22 protein-coding genes are annotated in these 18,383 nt (G+C 69.7%); 13 read left to right on the top strand and 9 right to left on the bottom strand.

Features of this window, described 5'->3' with window-relative positions:
• Positions 1-1,149 (top strand): hypothetical protein (locus CSC76_RS17165; protein ID WP_162111184.1); only part of this gene is annotated, 1,149 nt, incomplete at its 5' end.
• 89 nt (positions 1,150-1,238) lie between these two features.
• On the opposite strand, the gene CSC76_RS17160 is transcribed toward CSC76_RS17165, so the two are convergent.
• Both CSC76_RS17160 and CSC76_RS17155 read right to left on the bottom strand, forming a co-directional pair.
• Positions 1,239-1,595 carry a hypothetical protein gene (locus tag CSC76_RS17160; RefSeq protein WP_162111183.1) on the bottom strand — a complete coding sequence of 119 codons (357 nt, stop codon included), beginning with the start codon at positions 1,593-1,595 and terminating at the stop codon, positions 1,239-1,241.
• Positions 1,592-2,527: a hypothetical protein gene (locus CSC76_RS17155; RefSeq protein WP_238395055.1), complete on the bottom strand. Its 936-nt coding sequence runs from the start codon at positions 2,525-2,527 to the stop codon at positions 1,592-1,594. Before CSC76_RS17155 ends, CSC76_RS17160 begins: the two co-directional genes overlap by 4 nt.
• Positions 2,528-2,664: 137 nt before the next feature.
• Between CSC76_RS17155 and prmA the strand changes: the two genes are divergently transcribed.
• The 6 genes from prmA (at position 2,665) to purD (ending at position 8,428) form a co-directional block, all read left to right on the top strand.
• Complete coding sequence (gene prmA, locus CSC76_RS17150; RefSeq protein ID WP_162111182.1) at positions 2,665-3,579, top strand: 50S ribosomal protein L11 methyltransferase; 915 nt, start codon at positions 2,665-2,667, stop codon at positions 3,577-3,579.
• Positions 3,580-3,642: 63 nt separating this feature from the next.
• Positions 3,643-4,521, top strand: a complete 879-nt coding sequence (locus CSC76_RS17145; RefSeq protein WP_238395054.1) for a DUF3426 domain-containing protein — start codon at positions 3,643-3,645, stop codon at positions 4,519-4,521.
• A gap of 119 nt (positions 4,522-4,640) precedes the next feature.
• The gene (gene fis, locus CSC76_RS17140; RefSeq protein ID WP_162111181.1) at positions 4,641-4,913 is read left to right on the top strand and encodes a DNA-binding transcriptional regulator Fis; all 273 of its coding nucleotides are present in this window, start codon (positions 4,641-4,643) and stop codon (positions 4,911-4,913) included.
• 64 nt (positions 4,914-4,977) lie between these two features.
• Positions 4,978-6,564, top strand: a complete 1,587-nt coding sequence (purH, locus tag CSC76_RS17135; protein WP_162111180.1) for a bifunctional phosphoribosylaminoimidazolecarboxamide formyltransferase/IMP cyclohydrolase — start codon at positions 4,978-4,980, stop codon at positions 6,562-6,564.
• 122 nt (positions 6,565-6,686) lie between these two features.
• Positions 6,687-7,106, top strand: a complete 420-nt coding sequence (locus CSC76_RS17130; protein WP_162111179.1) for a hypothetical protein — start codon at positions 6,687-6,689, stop codon at positions 7,104-7,106.
• A 29-nt stretch (positions 7,107-7,135) separates the two neighbouring features.
• The gene (gene purD, locus CSC76_RS17125; protein WP_162111178.1) at positions 7,136-8,428 is read left to right on the top strand and encodes a phosphoribosylamine--glycine ligase; all 1,293 of its coding nucleotides are present in this window, start codon (positions 7,136-7,138) and stop codon (positions 8,426-8,428) included.
• A 3-nt stretch (positions 8,429-8,431) separates the two neighbouring features.
• On the opposite strand, the gene CSC76_RS17120 is transcribed toward purD, so the two are convergent.
• The gene (locus tag CSC76_RS17120) at positions 8,432-9,538 is read right to left on the bottom strand and encodes an NADH:flavin oxidoreductase/NADH oxidase (protein ID WP_162111177.1); all 1,107 of its coding nucleotides are present in this window, start codon (positions 9,536-9,538) and stop codon (positions 8,432-8,434) included.
• Between the two features lie 141 nt (positions 9,539-9,679).
• Between CSC76_RS17120 and CSC76_RS17115 the strand changes: the two genes are divergently transcribed.
• The 5 genes from CSC76_RS17115 to CSC76_RS17095 all read left to right on the top strand — a co-directional run bounded on the left by CSC76_RS17115 (position 9,680) and on the right by CSC76_RS17095 (position 13,096).
• On the top strand, positions 9,680-11,578 hold the full coding sequence (locus tag CSC76_RS17115; protein WP_162111176.1) for an MFS transporter: 1,899 nt from the start codon (positions 9,680-9,682) through the stop codon (positions 11,576-11,578).
• Positions 11,579-11,694: 116 nt separating this feature from the next.
• Entirely contained in the window at positions 11,695-11,982 is a 288-nt protein-coding gene (locus CSC76_RS17110; RefSeq protein WP_162111175.1) for a CD225/dispanin family protein, read from the top strand.
• A gap of 43 nt (positions 11,983-12,025) precedes the next feature.
• The gene (locus CSC76_RS17105) at positions 12,026-12,361 is read left to right on the top strand and encodes a CD225/dispanin family protein (RefSeq protein ID WP_162111174.1); all 336 of its coding nucleotides are present in this window, start codon (positions 12,026-12,028) and stop codon (positions 12,359-12,361) included.
• On the top strand, positions 12,361-12,771 hold the full coding sequence (locus CSC76_RS17100) for a DUF2752 domain-containing protein (protein WP_162111186.1): 411 nt from the start codon (positions 12,361-12,363) through the stop codon (positions 12,769-12,771). Before CSC76_RS17105 ends, CSC76_RS17100 begins: the two co-directional genes overlap by 1 nt.
• Positions 12,772-12,826: 55 nt before the next feature.
• The gene (locus CSC76_RS17095; RefSeq protein ID WP_162111173.1) at positions 12,827-13,096 is read left to right on the top strand and encodes a CD225/dispanin family protein; all 270 of its coding nucleotides are present in this window, start codon (positions 12,827-12,829) and stop codon (positions 13,094-13,096) included.
• A 59-nt stretch (positions 13,097-13,155) separates the two neighbouring features.
• Here CSC76_RS17095 and CSC76_RS17090 read toward each other — a convergent pair whose 3' ends face one another.
• Genes CSC76_RS17090 through CSC76_RS17065 form a run of 6 tightly spaced genes read right to left on the bottom strand, consistent with a single transcriptional unit; the run spans position 13,156 to position 17,426 of the window.
• A complete protein-coding gene (locus CSC76_RS17090) occupies positions 13,156-14,052 on the bottom strand; it encodes a hypothetical protein (protein ID WP_162111172.1) in 897 nt (298 codons plus the stop codon).
• 39 nt (positions 14,053-14,091) lie between these two features.
• Positions 14,092-15,045, bottom strand: a complete 954-nt coding sequence (gene nudC / locus CSC76_RS17085) for an NAD(+) diphosphatase (RefSeq protein ID WP_238395051.1) — start codon at positions 15,043-15,045, stop codon at positions 14,092-14,094.
• A gap of 20 nt (positions 15,046-15,065) precedes the next feature.
• Positions 15,066-15,452 (bottom strand): iron-sulfur cluster insertion protein ErpA, encoded by a 387-nt coding sequence (erpA, locus tag CSC76_RS17080; RefSeq protein ID WP_162111171.1) that lies wholly within the window; start codon positions 15,450-15,452, stop codon positions 15,066-15,068.
• 37 nt (positions 15,453-15,489) lie between these two features.
• Positions 15,490-16,218 (bottom strand): DUF6776 family protein, encoded by a 729-nt coding sequence (locus CSC76_RS17075; protein WP_162111170.1) that lies wholly within the window; start codon positions 16,216-16,218, stop codon positions 15,490-15,492.
• 46 nt (positions 16,219-16,264) lie between these two features.
• Positions 16,265-16,690, bottom strand: a complete 426-nt coding sequence (locus CSC76_RS17070; protein WP_162111169.1) for a bactofilin family protein — start codon at positions 16,688-16,690, stop codon at positions 16,265-16,267.
• A gap of 1 nt (position 16,691) precedes the next feature.
• Positions 16,692-17,426 carry a DUF6776 family protein gene (locus tag CSC76_RS17065; protein ID WP_162111168.1) on the bottom strand — a complete coding sequence of 245 codons (735 nt, stop codon included), beginning with the start codon at positions 17,424-17,426 and terminating at the stop codon, positions 16,692-16,694.
• A 98-nt stretch (positions 17,427-17,524) separates the two neighbouring features.
• On the opposite strand from CSC76_RS17065, the gene CSC76_RS17060 reads away from it, so the two are divergent.
• Positions 17,525-18,145, top strand: coding sequence for a DUF4126 domain-containing protein (locus tag CSC76_RS17060; RefSeq protein ID WP_162111167.1), 621 nt, complete (start codon positions 17,525-17,527; stop codon positions 18,143-18,145).
• The last annotated feature ends 238 nt before the right edge of the window (positions 18,146-18,383 follow it).

The raw sequence follows: 18,383 nt of genomic DNA, 5'->3' as shown, positions 1-18,383 counted from the left end.
GGCCCGCCCACGCAGGTATGGATCGATGTGGCCACCCACCACATGGCCGGCATGCCCGACCTCGGCCCGCTCGGCGGCATGGCCTCGCGCATGATGGGTGGCGGTGCGCAGCAGGCGCACTACGGGCAGACGCGGATGCCGATGATGACGGGGCAATACCTCGACATCGCGCTGTACAACCGCCCCAATCCCGGCAAGCAAGCCGAACAGCGCATTCCCGCCGGGTTGCGCCTGGGCGCATCGCTGCCGTTGGTGCCGCCGGTGCGCACGCCCGCACCGCCCGAGCGCCGCGGCGAGTACGCACCGCCCGAGGGCCAGGCCCGCCTGCTGGTCTACTGGGGGTGCGGCAGCACCGTGCGACCGGGCCAGCCGAAGATCATCAGCATCAGCGCCAGTGGCGGCAAGGTGGAAGTCAGCGGCTCGATGCAGGGCCGTTATGCGCCGGATCGCGACATCGAAGCCGACCCCGCCTACGCCCTGTGGCCGAATCCGAAGTCCGGCAAGCGCGTGCCCGATGGCGCATCGCTGCAGGGCGCGCACCGGATCACCGGGCCGGGCATCCCCGAATCGTTGGCGTTCGAGCTGAAGCAGGTCGCCGACTTCATGCCGAAGATCGACCTGCAGAGCACCGGCTCACTCGCCGACGGACAGACGTGGCGCTGGACGCCCGTCAATCGCGCACAGGCGTATTTCCTCCATGCGGTCGGCACCCAGGGCAAGGACGTGGTGCTGTGGAGCAGCGCGGACGTGCCCGATGCAGGACAGGGCATCTTCGACTACCTGACCGGCTCGCTGATCGAACGCTGGACGAAGGAAAAGGTACTGCTGCCCCGCACCGCCACCCAGTGCGCGATACCGAAGGGCATCTTCGCCGGTCCCGGCGAAGCGGGGCGCGAGGGCGGCGGCGGCCTGCTCAGCGTCATCGCCTACGGTCCCGAGAGCCACATCGCCTGGCCGCCCAGGCCGTCGGACCCCAAGCAACCGTGGAATCCCGAATGGAGCGTGCGCGTGCGCACCAAATCCACCGGCAGCGCGATGCTGGGCATGGACCTGTCGCGGATGCAGGAGATGGAAGACGACAGCGAAGCGCAGCCACAGGAACAGAAGAAGCCGTTGCGCAGCCTGCTGAAGGGTCTGATCGGCGGCTGACATCGCCCGATCCCGTCGAAAACGACAAGGGCCGGGAGTGCGTCTCCCGGCCCCTGCGCATGCCCACCCTGCGCGCCACGCGCGTCGCGCTACTGCGGCGCCTGCTGGGTGCCCGGCACCGGCTCCACGCCCAGCGGCGACGACGGATCGGTGATGCGCACCGTCTCGGCCGAGCCGTCGGGCCATACCACCCTGATGGTGCTGCCGGGCGAAAGCGTCGAGAACGGCGTGCCGCTGCGCGCGCGGTACAGCGCGGCGACCTGCGCGGCCCCCAGGCGGCGGGCGTCTTCCGGCGCGTGGATCGTCATGTGCCCGATCCGCGACAGATCGCGGTACTCGGGGTCACGCGTCTCGATGACGAGCGTGGCCGCCGCCGCCGCGTAGGCCACCGCCACCAGGCTCCAGACCAGCAGATTGCTCCCCGGTCGCGTGCGCTTGTATTTCATCCTTCGACTCCCGTGCGGGACAGCAAGGTCCCCACCATCTCTTCCACGTTGTCTTCGCCCTGGCGGGGGATGCCGGCGTCCCGCGCGAAGCTGCTGAAATCCTGCGTTTCATCCTGCGAACAGATGCCGCCATTGACGCAGTAGTTCGTCATCATCGATCCCCCCGAGCTGCAGTCCATGCCCAGCCTGCACGAGGCGATACGCCACGCGATCTCGCTCAGCTCGCTTCCGGAGACTTCACCGAGCGTGTCGCGATGCGCACCGCCCGCGCTGCCCATCGCGGGCGCGATGGCGACGAAGGCGAACGGATCGCCGGAATCGAGCACGCGCTGCACCAGGTCGCGGCGGTAGGCGTCGCCGTCTTCCAGCGGACGCTCCATCGCCAGCAGCGCGGCTTCGGCGGCCAGGCTGCCAGCGCGCGCCGCCTGCGTACGCTGGTTGACGATCATCGGTAACGAGAAACCGTCCTGCGGCACGAAACGCGCGCAGCGCTGCTGCACGCGCTGGCGCGCGGACAGCATGGCCGCACCGCCGGACAGTCCGAGACGCTCGATCACTCGGGTGTCCTGCGCGTAGCCGACCGGGTCTGCCGCATAGCCGGCACAGTAGTCGTGCACCAGGCTGAGCAGCCACATGGCATCGGCATCGCCGGCCGAGGCCAGCACCATCAGCTCGCGGGAGTAGGCGAACAGGTCGGCGCTTTCTTCGAACGCGCGCCTCAGCGGGGACAGCGCGGGCGTCGCGCGCAGGGCGACAGGGCGTAGCCTCGCTTCGGAAGTGGGCGGTGCATCGGCGGAAACTTCGCCGGCGGTTTGCGTGGCGGGAGCGGTGGAGAACGCCGACGGCAACAGGCCCGCCTGGCGCAGCGGAATCCACGCCAGCGCGCCCAGCAGGCCCACCAGCATCATCGGCATCAGCAGCTTCCGGGGCACGCGACCATTATCCGGGCAGCGTCCAGGCCTTTCAACGCGCCGCGCGCACGCCTGCGCGCCCCATCCCGCCTTTCATCGCCCCGGGTGCGGAAGGCGCATGAGACAATCGCCTCCTGTCCACGCCCTTCGTACCCCGCATGCCCTATCTGGAACTCGCCCTGCGCTGCACCGAAGTCGAGCAGCCGCGCTACGAGACCGCCCTGGAGGATGTCGGCGCGCTGTCGGTCACGCTGCTGGATGCCGATGCCGACACCGGTAACGAGCACGCCATCCTCGAGCCCGGCGTGGGCGAGACGCCGCTGTGGAAAGCGCTGGTACTGACCGCCCTGTTCGACGCCGACGCCGATGCCTTGACCCTGCTCGCCGCGCTGGAGGCCTTCGACCCGGGACTGGACTGGACGCAGGTCGGTTTCCGCAAGGTCGAGGACGAGGATTGGGAGCGCGCCTGGCTGGACCAGTTCCAGCCCATGCGCTTCGGTGCGCGTACCTTCATCGTGCCGTGGAATCACGACGTGCCGTCCGATGCCGGCGACGATGCGGCCATCGTGCGGCTCGACCCGGGACTGGCATTCGGTTCCGGCACCCATCCGACCACCGCGCTGTGCCTGCGCTGGCTGGACGCACTGGCCGCCGATGGCCTGCTGGAAGGCCGGCACGTGCTGGATTTCGGCTGCGGGTCCGGCATCCTGGCGTTGGCGGCACTCAAACTGGGCGCCGCGAAGGCGGTGGGCGTGGACAACGACCCGCAGGCCCTGCTGGCCAGCGCGGACAACGCGCAGCGCAACGCGGTGGACGCGGACTTCAGCGTGTATCTGCCCGACGACGAACCGGTGACGACCTATCCGGTGGTGGTGGCGAACATCCTGGCGTCGGCCCTCGATGCATTGGCGGAACGGCTTGCCGCACGCGTCGCGCCCGGCGGCCGCATCGCCCTGTCCGGCATCCTGAAGGGACAGGAAGACGAGCTGCTGGCGCGCTATGAGCCCTGGTTCGATGCCCTGTCCGCGACCCGCGACGGCGACTGGATGCGCATCGACGGCATTCGCCGCTGAGCTGCGGGCGCGCCACGCCCACGGTCACAACACGCCCCTGTGCGCGCGTGGTTGAATAAGCCCATGCCGATCTCCTGCCCGCAGTGCCAACGCCCTGTCGATCCGGAACCCCCGCACGATGCATCGCCCGCGCCGTGCCCGCACTGTGGCGCCACCCTGACCGCCGACGCCCCCGCGGGTGGCGGGTCGCCCAGTCTGGCGATCTTCCTCCACCCGGCGGCAACCTCCGCACAGACGCGACAGGATGACGCATCCGGCCCGGCGGACCTGCCGCCAGTGCATGCGGATGTCGCGCCACGGGATGTCCCGGAAGCCGCGCCGCAGGTCGACGACATCGCGTCAGGCGAGGACAGCGTGCATGCCGGTGCACGCCCGGCCGCGACGGCGGACATCACGCCTGAGCCGGCGCCCGGTCCTGCGCGCAGGACCACCGCCCCCCGCTTCCTGCACGCTGCGCGCACCACGTCGGTGCAGACGCGAAAGACCCGCCGGCAATGGGCGGCGGTCGTCGCGCTGACCCTGCTGCTGTGCGTGCAGATCGTGCTGGCCGATCGTGCACGACTGGCGACACAGGCGACCTGGCGTCCCCTGGTGATGGCGCTGTGCGGCGCGTTCCGCTGCGACGTACCCACCTGGCGCGAACCGACCGCCTTCACCATGCTCAGTCGCGACGTGCGTCCGATCCTGGGCCAGCCCGGCACGCTGCAGGCGCAGGCGACCTTCCGCAACGATGCGCGCTGGGCGCAGGCCTGGCCGGTGATCCTGCTGACGCTCAAGGATGCCGACGGCCGCACGCTGGGCGCGCGCGCGCTGCAACCGGACGACTATCTGCCGCAGGACGAGCGACCGGTCCCGATCGGCCCGGGGCAGAGCGCGCAGATGGCGGTGCGCATCCGCGAACCCAGCGCGAACGTCGTCGCGTTCTCCTTCGACTTCCGTTAACGCCCCCGGTTCATCAAAAAGCGGATGCGCGCACCGCGATCAGGCGCTAGACTCGTCCCCCCGCCGCATACCCACAAGCACATGGCGGACATCTGCTGCTGTTGCGCCAGGGGATCCGATTGAACGCTGCCTCCACCCGCCAGGACACGCCACGCGCCGCTGCGCGTCCACCGCTGCGCGAGCATGTCGCCCAGTCGGTGCGCCGCTACCTGCGCGATCTCGATGGCTGCGAAGCCGATGACGTCTACGAGATCGTGTTGCGCGAAATGGAAATCCCGCTGTTCGTGGAAGTGCTGAACCATTGCGACGGCAACCAGAGCCGCGCCGCGGCCATGCTGGGCATCCACCGCGCCACGCTGCGCAAGAAGCTCAAGGACTACGGGCTGGCCTGAGGCTCCCCGGGACCGGTTGCTGCGGCGCGTTATAATCCGCGCCCCGCTCCGCACCGCCCCGCCCATGACCCTCGATCTCCTGCCCGTGCGACGGGCGCTGCTGTCCGTTTCCGACAAGACCGGCCTGCTCGACCTGGCCCACGCGCTGGCGCGCCACGGCGCGGAACTGCTGTCCACGGGCGGTACCGCCAAGACATGGCGTGACGCCGGCCTGGCCGTGCGCGATGTCGCCGAGGTCACGGGATTCCCGGAAATGATGGACGGCCGCGCCAAGACGCTGCACCCGAAGGTGCATGGCGGCCTGCTGGGCCGCGCCGGCGTGGACGATGCGGTCATGGCCGAGCACGGCATCGGCGCGATCGACCTGCTGGTGCTGAACCTGTATCCGTTCGAAGCGGTCACCGCCAAGGCCGGCTGCACCCTGGCCGACGCGGTGGAGAACATCGACATCGGCGGACCGGCGATGCTGCGCTCGGCCGCGAAGAATTTCGCGCGCGTGGCGGTGGCCACCGATCCCTCGCAGTACGCGGACCTGGTGGCCCAGCTCGACGCGAACGGCGGCGCGCTGACGGCGGCCACGCGTTTCGCGCTGTCGGTGGCCGCGTTCAACCGCGTGGCCCAGTACGACGCGGCGATCAGCACCTATCTGTCCTCCGTCACCGAGCCCTCGGGCGACGTCCCCGCACGCGCCGCGTTCGCCGCGCAGGCCAACGGCAACTTCGTCAAGGTGATGGACCTGCGCTACGGCGAAAACCCGCATCAGCAGGCCGCGTTCTACCGCGACCTGTATCCCGCGCCCGGATCGCTGGCCACGTTCACCCAGCTGCAGGGCAAGGAGCTGAGCTACAACAACATCGCCGACAGCGATGCGGCCTGGGAATGCGTGCGCCAGTTCGATGCGCCGGCCTGCGTCATCGTCAAGCACGCCAATCCCTGCGGCGTGGCCGTCGGCGTGGCCTGCGGCGACGCCTACGAACTGGCCTACGCCACCGACCCGACCAGCGCCTTCGGCGGCATCATCGCCTTCAACCGCACGCTGGACGCGGCCACGGCCAAGGTCATCCTGGACCGCCAGTTCGTCGAGGTGCTGATCGCGCCGGACTACGAACCGGGCGCGCTCGATTACGCGGCCAAGAAGGCCAACGTGCGCGTGCTGCGCATTCCGCTTGACCCGGCCTCGCGCGGCTTCATCGACACCAAGCGCGTGGGCTCGGGCATGCTGATGCAGACCGCCGACGACCGCGTGGTGACACGCGACGAGCTGAAGGTGGTGACCAAGCTCGCGCCGACGCAGGCGCAGTTCGACGACCTGCTGTTCGCATGGAAGGTGGCCAAGTTCGTGAAGTCCAACGCCATCGTCTACGCGAAGGACCACCGCACCATCGGCGTCGGCGCAGGCCAGATGAGTCGCGTGTACTCGGCACGCATCGCCGGCATCAAGGCCGCCGACGCGAACCTGGTGGTGGAGGGTTCGGTGATGGCCAGCGACGCGTTCTTCCCGTTCCGCGACGGCATCGATGCCGCCGCCGCGGCAGGCATCAAGGCGGTCATCCAGCCAGGCGGTTCCATGCGCGACGGCGAAGTGATCGCCGCGGCCGACGAACACGGCATCGCCATGGTGTTCACCGGCGTGCGCCACTTCCGCCACTGACCGACCGCCATGTGGATCCGCGCCGGCACCCGCGACGACCATGATGCGATCCGTCGCGTCACCGACGCGGCGGTCGCCCGCCACGACGTATTCACTCTCGCCCGATCCTTGCCGGAGCACGCATGCCCATGACGAAGCGACGGTATCCCGCCCTGCTGGTGCTGCTGGCCAGCCTGTTCGCAATGACCGGCTGCCAGGACACGCGGCGCGCCCTGCAGCAGGCACGCGACACCCTTGCACGCACCCTGCCCGCGCCCTACTTCGAGGATCTGGTGACCGAATCGGTGTCGGTCGAAGGCAACCGCCTGGTGCTGCTGGTACGCAGCCCGACGGGCGATGCGGACAAGACCCGGCAGGTGCCCGGGTTCGACGCCCTGCGCCAGAGCGAGCAGCAGCAGATGGCATCGCTGTGCGAACTGCCGGCCATCGAGCCGCTGCGGGGCACCGACGCGGTGCTGGTGCGACGCTTCGTCGACCGCCACGACACGCTGTTCTTCGAAACCGAACTTCCCGTAAGCGAGTGCCCGGCGCCGCCGGCGTGATCGCGCCATCCCTGCATGAGGAATGCCCCTTGAAAGTCCTGGTCATCGGTTCCGGCGGTCGCGAACACGCCCTGGCATGGAAACTGGCGCAGTCGCGGCGCGTGGACGAGGTGATCGTCGCGCCCGGCAATGCGGGCACGGCGACGGAGACGAAATGCCGCAACGTCGCGATCAAGGTCACCGATATCGAGGGCCTGCTGACGCTGGCGCAGGATGAAGGCGTGGGCCTGACCGTGGTCGGCCCGGAAGTGCCGCTGGTAGCGGGCGTGGTGGACCGTTTCCGCCTGGCGGGCCAGCGCATCTTCGGCCCCACGGCGGCCGCCGCGCAGCTGGAGGGCAGCAAGGCGTTCGCCAAGGACTTCCTGGCACGCCACGGCATTCCCACCGCGTTCTATGCCGTGCATACCGATGTCGAGGCGGCGCTGGCCTACATCCGCGAGAAAGGCGCGCCGATCGTCGTGAAGGCCGATGGCCTGGCGGCGGGCAAGGGCGTGATCGTGGCGATGACGCTGGACGAAGCCGAGGCCGCGGTGCGCGACATGCTGTCGGGCAACGCCTTTGGCGATGCCGGCGCGCGCGTGGTGATCGAGGAATTCCTGGAGGGCGAGGAAGCCAGCTTCATCTCGATGGTCGATGGCGCCACCGCGCTGCCGATGGCCACCAGCCAGGACCACAAGCGCGTCGGCGACGGCGACACCGGGCCCAACACCGGCGGCATGGGCGCCTATTCGCCCGCGCCCGTGGTGACCCCCGAGGTGCATGCGCGGGTCATGCGCGAGGTGGTGAACCCCACCGTGCAGGGCATGATCGCCGATGGCGTGCCGTTCACCGGCTTCCTGTATGCCGGCCTGATGATCGATGCCAGCGGTGCGCCCAAGGTGATTGAATTCAACGTGCGCTTCGGCGATCCGGAAACGCAGCCGGTGATGCTGCGCCTGCAGTCGGACCTGGTGGACCTGGTGGAAGCGGCGATCGACGGCAAGCTCGACGCGACCGGGGCGCAGTGGGACCCGCGCCCGTCGCTGGGCGTGGTGATGGCCGCCGCGCCGTACCCGGACACGCCGCGGACCGGCGACGTGATCGCCGGACTGGACGACGTGCCCGCGACGGCCAAGGTCTTCCATGCCGGCACGGCACTGGATGCGGAAGGCCGCGTCGTCAGCGCCGGCGGGCGCGTGCTGTGCGTGGCCGCACTGGGCGAGTCGGTCTCCGATGCGCAGCGCAACGCGTACGCGGGCGTCGCGAAGGTGCGATGGACGAACGAGTTCCATCGCACCGACATCGGCTGGCGCGCGATCGCGCGCGAACGCGCGGACGCCTGAACCTTACTGGGCCTGCACGAAGCTCGCCGCGTACTCGCGCGGCGCGCTGCGCAGGTACTGCGGCGCGATGGCGATCCGCTCGCCCAGCGCCACGGCTGCATGCCATGGCCAGCGCGGGTCGTAGAGGATGCCGCGGGCGATGCCGATCGCATCGGCCTGCGCCTGCTGCAGGATGCCTTCGGCCTGCTGCGGCGTGGTGATCAGGCCGACGGCGATCACCGGCATGCCCACCTCGCGCTTGATCGCCTCGGCGAACGGCACCTGGTAGCCGGGCGCCAGCTCGATCTTCTGCGCCGGATGCAGGCCGCCGCTGGACACATGGATGAAGTGGCTGCCGCGCGCCTCCAGCGCCTTCGCCAGCACAAGGCTCTGCGCCAGGTCCCAGCCGTCATCGACCCAGTCAGTGGCGGAGATGCGCACGCCGACCGCCATCGAGGCCGGCACCGCGGCCTTCACCGCATCGAACACCTGCAGCAGCAGGCGCATGCGGTTCTCCAGCGAACCGCCGTAGGCGTCGTCGCGCTGGTTGCTCAACGGCGACAGGAACTGGGGCAGGAGGTAGCCGGGCGCGGCGTGGATCCCGATCAGGTCCAGGCCCAGGCGGGCCGCCCGGCGCGCGCTTGCGGCGAAGGCGGCGATGACGGCGTCGATGCCCGCCTGGTCCAACGCGTGCGGCGGATGCTGGCCTGCGCTGTAGGGAACCGGCGATGCCGACACCGTCTGCCAGCCGTGCGGCGCTTCCGGCGGGATCTGCGCGCCGCCGTGTTCCCAGGGGCGATGCGTGGATGCCTTGCGCCCCGCGTGCGCCAGCTGCACGCCCAGCGGCATCTTCGAATAGCGGCGCGTCGCCGCCAGCGCCCGGGCGAACGCGGCCTCGGTGGTGTCGTCCCACAGGCCCAGGTCCGCCCAGCTGATGCGGCCCTCCGGCAACACCGCGGTGGCCTCGACGATCGCCAGGCCGGCACCGGACTGGGCGAGGTTGGGCCAATGGAAGGCATGCCAGTCGGTGGCCCGCCCCTCCTCCGCGGAGTACTGGCACATCGGCGCGATGACGATACGGTTGGACAGGCGCAGCGGCCCGAAATCGAGCGGCGAGAACAGCGGGCTCATGGCAGGGACATCAAGACGTGGGGGGCGCCACTATCCGCCCGCCACCGGGCGGCATCAACGCCGCAAACGGAACACTGTCGGGCGCGCCGGCTGGCAGCGTCACCGCGATTTGCTAGGCTGCGCGCAACCCACGGAGGGCGCATGTCCGGCTACAGCCAGTTCTCGCTGCTGACACAACGGCGGTTCCTGCCTTACTTCACCGTCCAGGCCCTGGGCGCCTTCAACGACAACGTGTACCGGCAGGCCATCATCGGCCTGCTGATCTTCCTGGGCGCGAGCACCGAGGACCGCGCGCTTTACGCCATCGTGGCGCCCGCCATCTTCATCCTGCCGTACTTCCTGTTCTCCGCCATCGCCGGCCAGATCGCCGAGAAGCTGGAGAAGCAGCGGCTGATCGTGATCACCACCACCATGGAGATCGTGATCATGTCGCTGGCGGCCGTGGGCTTCCTGCTGCAGAACCTGCCGCTGCTGCTGGTGGCGCTGTTCTGCACCGGCGTGCAGTCCACGCTGTTCGGACCCGTGAAGTATTCCGTGCTGCCGGCGATCCTCAAGCCGGAGGAACTGACCGGCGGCAACGGCCTGGTCGAGATGGGTACGTCCATTTCGATCCTGTGCGGCATGATCGCCGGCGGCATGATCTTCCAGGTGGCCGGCGCGCATGGCCCGCAGGCCGCCGCCATCGCCATCGTGCTGCTCGCCGTGCTCGGCAACGTGCTGTCGCGGATGATCCCGCGCATGGACGCGGGCGCGCCCGACCTGAAGGTGCACTGGAATCCGATTCCCGAGTCGCTGGCCGTGCTGCGCATGGCCAAGCAGCAGCTGGCCGTGCGCAACGCGATCCTGGGCGTGTCGTGGTTCTGGTTCTTCGGCACCCTGCTGACCTCGCAGCTGCCGACCTACGCGCAGCTCCACCTGGGCGGGCCGGCCGATTCGGCCACGCTGTACGTGTTCGCGCTGGCGCTGTTCTCCATCGGCACCGGCGTGGGTTCGCTGCTGTGCGAAAAGCTGTCCGGCCGCACGGTCGAGATCGGCCTGGTGCCGGTGGGCGCGTTCGGCATGAGCGCGTTCCTGCTGGACCTGTATTTCGCGCGGCCCGGCCTGGCGCCCGCCGGCGGGTTGGACCTGGCGCAGTTCCTGCACCAGCCCGGCAGCGCGCGCCTCATCGTGGACCTGCTGGGGATCGGCCTGTTCACCGGCATCTTCGTGGTGCCGCTGTTCGCGTTGATCCAGAGCCGCACGCACGCCTCGCAGATGGCGCGCGTGTTCGCCGCACTGAACATCCAGAACTCGGGCTTCATCGTGCTGGCCGCGCTGGCCGGCCTGGCCCTGCAGCGCGGGCTGGGCTGGAGCAGTCCGCAGATGTTCCTGGCGCTGGCGATCGCCAACGCCGTGGTGGCGATCTGGATCTTCACGATCGTGCCCGAGTTCCTGATGCGCTTCCTCAGCTGGCTGCTGGTGCGCACGCTGTACCGGCTGCGCCTGCACGGCATCGAGAAGAACGTGCCGGACGAAGGCCCGGCGCTGATCGTGTGCAACCACGTCAGCTACATGGATGCGCTGATCCTGGCCGCCACCATTCCGCGTCCGGTGCGGTTCGTCATGTACTACAGGATCTTCAACATCCCGGTGATGAGCTGGATCTTCCGCACCGCCAAGGCGATTCCCATCGCCGGCGCGAAGGAGGATCCGGAGTTGATGCGCCACGCGTTCGAGGAGATCGACGCGGCGCTGGCGGCGGGCGAGATCGTGGGCATTTTCCCCGAAGGCGCGCTGACGAAGGACGGCGAGATCGCCGCGTTCAAGTCCGGCGTGGAGAAGATCCTGGAACGCCGCCCGGTGCCGGTGGTGCCGATGGCCCTGAAGGGGATGTGGACCAGCATGTGGAGCCGGCGCGATACACGCCTGGGCCGCATGCGCGTGCCGCGCCGCTTCCGCGCGCACGTCGAGGTGATGGCGGGCGAACCGATGGACGGCGCGACGGCCACCGCCGATGTACTGGAGGCCCGCGTGCGGGCGCTGCGCGGCGACGCGGCGTGATGCTTCCACCCGGCCGCCATCCCGGCTAGGCTGTCCGCGGGGATCCTCGTTCGCTACACGTGCCTGCCGCCTGCGGTGGACGTTCCCGTCCGTCTTCCTGCCGCAAGAGAACCGTCATGAGCGCAGTCCCGCCCGCCACGCCAGGCCCCTACGTTCCCAACCATCTGGTGTGGGCCATCCTCAGCACGCTGTTCTGCTGCCTGCCGCTGGGTATCGTGTCCATCGTGTTCGCCGCGCAGGTGGACGGCAAGCGCGCCGCAGGCGATCTGGTCGGCGCACAGGAGGCCTCGCGCAAGGCGTTGAACTGGGCCATCGCCTCGGCGCTGATCGCCCCCATCCTGATCGTGCTGTGGTTCTTTTTGTTCGGCGGTCTGGCACTATTGGGCGGCCTGAGCGGCGTGTAAGCCGGCTCGCACGATCTCTCCACTCCTTACAAGGAACGCCTGCATGAGCGCCGTACCTCCCATGCCTCCGACCACCGCACCGGGCAACGTGCCCAATCACCTGGCGTGGGCCATCGTGTCCACGGTGCTGGCCACCTGCCTGTGCTGCCCGCTCGGCCTGATCGGCATCGTCGCCATCGTGTTCTCGTCGCAGGTGAACGGCAAGCTCAACCAGGGCGACCTGGAAGGCGCGCAGCGCGCGTCGGCCAATGCCAAGACCTGGTGCTGGGTCGCCACGGCGTTCGCCATCATCGGCCTGCTGATCAACATCGCCATGTTCGCCACCGGCGGCATGGAGCAGTACATGATGATGATGGAACAGATCCAGCAGTCGCAGTGATCGCACTGCGTGCCCCGCACTATCTGGCACTGACGGCGGCGGCCCTTGCGGCCGCCGTCGGCGTCTGGCTGTTGCGGGAATTCGATCCGAACGCGGCGCACAGCCCGTTCCCCGGCTGCATGTTCCGTGCGTTGACCGGCTATTTCTGCGTCGGCTGCGGGCTGACCCGCGCGCTGCATGCACTGGTCCACGGCGATCTGGCGCGCGCGTTCGCGATGAACCCGCTCGCCATGCTGCTGCTGCCGACCATCCCGATGATGATCGCGCACGGACAGGGCTGGCGCCCGCGCACGCTGGAGCCCGTCATGCGCGTCCTGCTGGCGCCGCGGTTCTGGCTGATCCTGCTGCCGGCCTACTGGATCGCGCGCAACCTGCCCTGGTTCCCCTTCTCGATGCTGGCCCCGGGCTGAGCAGCGCACGCGGCTACCCTTTTCCCTCCACTCCATCCACCCGGAGAACCTTCGCTTGAACACCACCTCGTCCTACGTGCCCAACAATCTTGTGTGGGCGATCCTGTCCACGCTGTTCTGCTGCCTGCCGCTGGGCATCGTCTCGATCGTGTTCGCCGCGCAGGTCAACGGCAAGCTGGCCGCCGGCGACGTCGCGGGCGCACAGGAAGCCTCGGACAAGGCGAAGAAGTGGGCCATGTGGTCGGCGATCGCCGGCGTGTCCCTGGTCGTGCTCTACATCATCTTCATCTTCGCGATGGGCGGCATGGCGGCGCTCTCGCAGTAACCGGGCAGCAAAGCCTGCGATGGAAAGGCCCGCTTCGGCGGGCTTTTTCATGTCCCGGGTCAGCCCACCCAGCCGCCGATCACGAACACCGCCAGCACTGCCAGCCACAGCAGCAGGATGCGCCACACCAGGCTCATCGCGTCGCGCAGTTCGGGCAGCTCACGCATGGCCTGCACCATGCCTTCCTCGGCGTACTCTTCGGCCTCTTCCGCCAGTTCGCCGCGTACGCTGGCGCGCGCGGCGCTGCCCAGGAAGCCGGTGTGCAGACGGAACTGCGTGCCGCCCGCTTCGCGCCAGGCCGAGAACACGGTGTCGAAGTTGCCCCCCAGCGCCATCGCCAGCGTCATCAGCTGGGCCACCGGCCAGTCCAGGGCGGTGACGAGTGCGCGCGCGCCCGCGCGGGTCTGTTCCGGCAGTTCGGTCGCCGACTCGCCGTCGACGGCCAGCGAGGACAGGCGATAGAGCAGCGCCCCCACCGGCCCCAGCAACAGGAACCAGAACAGCACGCCGAACCAGCGGCGCAGGGCATTGGCGAACACCGCTTCGACCAGCGCGGGACCGTCCAGCGCCGCCGCTTCTCCGGTCAGGCCCAGGCGCGCGATGGCGGCGCGGCGCGTGGGCGCATCGTGCGCGTCGATGATCGCTTCCACATCCACGTCGAGATCGCGCGGACCCCAGGCATACACCAGCACCGCGATGTCGAACAGCAGGCCCGGCAGACCGTACAGCGGCCCGTCCAGCAGCCACTGCAGCAGCGCGACCACCAGCAACACCGGCGCCAGCGCCAGCGCGATGCCGTAACGGCCGCCCCAGAATCCGGCACTGCCGCGACCGCCCTCGCCCAACCAGCGCAGCCATGCGTCGTACCAGGCGTGCCGGCGGAACGCCGCGACCAGCGAAGGGGCCACGTGGCCCAGCACCAGCGCCAGCACGACAGCGACAAGCGTGATCGACATGCGGTTCCTCCAGCAGGGGGATTCTAGTCCCGCCGCCCGTTAATGCCCGGTCTCGGCGTGCATCGGCGCATCCACGCGGCGCGTCCGCATGCCGGCATGCCAATGTTCGATCAGGGCGCGCGCGATGGAGATGGAAGGCGACAGCAGCAGGCCGGCCCCGTCGTCATTGCCGTCCCGGACCAGCGCCGCGTCGATCTCCTCGAACGTGAACCAGCGCGCGTCCTCCAGCTCGCCATCGCCCTGCGGCGGGCCGGGCTCGGCGCCCGCGCTGAAGCCGAGCATCAGCGCGCCGGGGAACGGCCAGGGGTGCGAACCGGGATAGCGGCAATGCCGCACGCGCACCTGCGTCTCTTCCAGCACCTCGCGCGCCACGGTCTGCTCCAGCGTCTCGCCGGGCTCGACGAAACCGGCGACCACCGAGTAGCGCCTGGGCGGCCAGGCCGCCTGCCGCCCCAGCAGCAGGCGCTCGCCATCGCTGACGGCGACGATGACGGCCGGGTCGACGCGGGGATAGTGGTCCTTGCCGCAGTGGGTGCAATGGGCGATGTAGCCCGCGCGCCGGAACGTGATGGCGCCGCCGCAGGCGCTGCAGAAGCGCGTGGCGGACTGCCAGTGCAGCAGTGCGCGCGCCATGGCGAACACGCCGGCTTCGAAGGCGGGCCATGCCGCCGCCGCGCGGCGCAGGTCGATCCGGGAAGGCGCATCCACCGGATGGTGCCGCGCATCGGCGGCGAACCAGGCCTCCCCGTCCTTCAGGCCGAGGAACAGGCTGGCGCCCGGACCGCCGCCCAGCGTCGCGCCCGACATCGCGGACAACATGCCCGCCTCGTCCGCCAACGCACGCCCGTCCTCGTCGAGCAGCAGCACGCGCGCGGACGGCCACAGGCGCGCCAACGCCTCGGCATCGTCACGCAGCGCATCGGCGCGGTCCAGCGTATCGCCTGCGAAGGCGAAGCCGGCCAGCGGAACGGGAAGAGCGATCGGACCTGTCACGGAACGCGGCAGGCCGGGGTTCACATGCTGAAACTGCTGCCGCAGCCGCAGGTGGTCTTGGCATTGGGGTTGCGGATCACGAACTGCGCCCCCTGCAGGCTTTCGCTGTAGTCCACTTCCGCGCCCATCAGGTACTGCAGGCTCAGCGGGTCCACCAGCAGCGAGACGCCATCGGTATCGACGGCCACATCGTCCTCGGCGCGGTTCTCGTCGAACTCGAACCCGTACTGGAAGCCCGAACAGCCGCCGCCCTGGATGTAGACGCGCAGCGCCAGGCTGTCGCTGCCCTCTTCGTGGATCAGTTCGCGCACCTTCGCTGCCGCGGCGGGCGTGAAGTTCAGCGGCCGGTCGATCGACTGGTAGCCGGGCGCGACAGGTGCGGTGGGCAGTGAGACGACGGTGGTCATGGCGGAAGGATGGGGGCTGGCGGAAGTCAGTTCAAGCTCAGTGCGTGTCGGCGCCCTCGCCCGCGCCTTCCTTCGCCGCGGCCTGCGCCCACGGGAACGACTGTTCCACCGCGGCACCGCCCTGTGGCACCACCCGCGCGATGACCCGGACGGGCTTGAAGCCAGGCGGCAGCAGCAGGTCGCCTTCGACCTGCTGGAAATACTTGAACGAGTAAGGCACGCCCGGTGCGTTCGGCTGCTGGCGCAGGTCGGACCAGGCCAGGCGGCGCAGCTTGCCGGCCTCGGTACCTTCCACCGATACCAGCAGGCGGCCGGCGTTCACGGCGCCGCGATTGAGGTTCTGGGTGAGCGTGGCGGTGAAGTGCCAGGCCTGCTCGTCCTGGGGCTGCAGGGTCAGTTCATGCACGGACAGACCGCGGCGCTGGGCGGTGGCACCGACGAAGCGTTCGTAGAACGCCACATCGGCGCGCAGGCCGGCGATTTCCTCGTCGCGTTCGGACAGCGTGGCCTGCAGGTCGCGGTTGGCATCGCGGCTGATCTGGTCCGAGCGCGACAGCGTAGCCACCTGCTGTTCCAGCGATTCGATCCGGCGCTGCTGCGCGCGCAGCTGCGCAGGCGTGGCCTCATCGCCAGCGCCGCCTGCCAGCCCGCGCCACAGGCCCCAGCCACCCAGCACCAGGGCGATGGCCACGGCGATGCCGGCGATCACCGGCCCCTTGCGGAAACGGGGCGGTGGCACGGTCGGCGGAGCGGGCCTGGCGTTCATGGCCGCAGGATAGCGCGGCCGGTCCCAGCGGGCTCTGAATGCCCGGTCAGGCGTCGGCGGCCGCCCAGGCTTCCGGCTGGACCGCGCCCTCGTGCCCCGCGGCGGGCACGGCATCGGCATGCACCAGGCGCCCGGTCAGCTGCGCACCCGCGCTCATCTCCACCACCTTGTAGTGCAGGTTGCCCTGCACGCGGGCCTTGCCCGCCAGTTCGATGCGCTCGTGCGCGTGCACGTCGCCGGTCAGGCGACCGTTGATCACCACCACCGGTGCCTGCACCTCGCCCTCGATGCTGCCCTGCTCGGCCAGGGTCAGCACGGCGCGTTCCCCGGCTTCGGCGATCACCTTGCCCTGGATGTGCCCTTCCACGTACAGGCCACCACTGAACATCACGTCGCCGCGGATGGTGACCTGGGGACCGATCAGGGTGTCGATGGCGCCCACGTCGGGACGGATGGGCTTGGGCTTGAACATCTCACTTGCCTCCTGCGGCTGTGGCGGTTTTCCAGTCGAAGGCCTGCTCCACCGCCGCGTCCTCGCCGTTCAGCGTCACCTTGACGCGTTGCGGCGTGAACCCGTGCGGCAGCATCACGTTGCCGTCCAACTGCTGGAAATAACGGAAGGAATAGGTCTGTCCGGGCGCGCCGCGCTGCTGGTGCAGTTCGTCCCACTGCACGGCGGTGAGCTTGCCGTCGCGCACGCCCTCGACGCTGAAACGCATCTGCCCCTGGCTGATCGCGCCGCGGTTGAGCGTCTGCGTCAGCATGATCTGGTAACGCCAGGTGCCGCCGGCTTCCGGGGCGAACTCGGCCACGTGCACGCTGAGCCCCTTGCGCTGGCTGGTCGATCCCACCAGGCGCTCGTAGAAGGCCACGTCGGCGCGCAGTGCGGCGATTTCCTCGTCGCGCTCGGCCAGCGCATCCTGGACCTCGGCGTTGGCTGCGCGGCTGATCTGGTCGGAACGGGCCAGGGTGAATTCGCGCTGGCGCAGCGTGCGCGCCTCGGCCTGCGCCGCCTGCAACGCCTGCTCCGCGCGCATCCGCGCCGCATCGGCCTGCGCCAGGCGCGGGGCCGCGGTATGGCTGGCGACGAACCAGACCGCGCCCAGGCTGGCGAGCCAGGCCAGACCCAGCAACAGCGACGTGCCGCGGCGGCGTACGGCCGCGTCGCGAGGCACGATCCGGAAGCGGGAAGGAACAGGTGCGGACATGACAGACGGGCGGCGGGCGATGCTCAGCCGGCAGCCAGACGGGACCCCTATACTCGCCGCAGTGGCGCGAGCCCACGAGTCTAACGGGAGTGGCCTGGATGTCCGAAGCGCATCTTTTCGTAATTGGGATCCTGTTGGCATGGATGGCCGGGATCCGCGTCTACCTCACCGTGTTCGGCGTGGGCCTGGCCGGCGCCCTCGGCTGGCTGGACCTGCCGCCCGCGCTGCAGGCCACCCAGTCCTGGTGGGTGCTGGGCACCTCCGGTGCGCTGGCCCTGGCCGAGTTCTTCGCCGACAAGATCCCGGGCGTGGATTCGGGCTGGGACCTGCTGCAGACCCTGGCCCGCGTGCCGGCGGGTGCCTTCCTCGCCGCGGCCACGCTGTCGCCTGACGGACAGCTGAGCGGCGGCGCGCTGGCCGCGGGGGCCGGCATCGCCCTGACCAGCCATGTACTGAAAAGCGGATCGCGTGCGCTGATGAACACCTCGCCCGAGCCGGTCAGCAACTGGGCCGCCTCGGTGACCGAGGATGCCGTGGTGGTCGGCGGGCTGGCGTTGGCCTTTGCGCACCCCTGGATTGCGTTATGTCTGGTGATCGGGGTGTCGCTGCTGATCGCCGTGGCGGTGTGGTGGGTCTGGCGCAAGGTCTCGCGCGGACTGAAGCGCCTGCTGCAGACGGCGCCCTCGGCGCAGGCGACACCCCCGACCTCCGGCCCGTGACAGGGGCCGGCGCTTCGGGGATCATGGCCCTCCTGCCTCGGCCGTGAACTTGATCGCATAATGGGGCTCAGCTTGGGGAAGCCTGATGTCCGTCCTCGATTCCACGTCCCGCCCGCAGGATGAGCCCTCGCGCTCGCGCCTGCGCGCGGAAACCCCGCCGGCGCATCATTGGCGCCGCTGGGTGGGTGATGCCACGCCCGAAGACATGGAAGAGGCCCCCGATGCCGGAGAGTCCCCC

This window comes from Pseudoxanthomonas mexicana (genome assembly GCF_010093385.1).
GTDB classification, from domain to species: domain Bacteria; phylum Pseudomonadota; class Gammaproteobacteria; order Xanthomonadales; family Xanthomonadaceae; genus Pseudoxanthomonas_A; species Pseudoxanthomonas_A mexicana.
The sequence above is the reverse complement of the archived record's forward strand: the minus strand, read 5'-3'. Positions and strand labels throughout refer to the sequence as shown.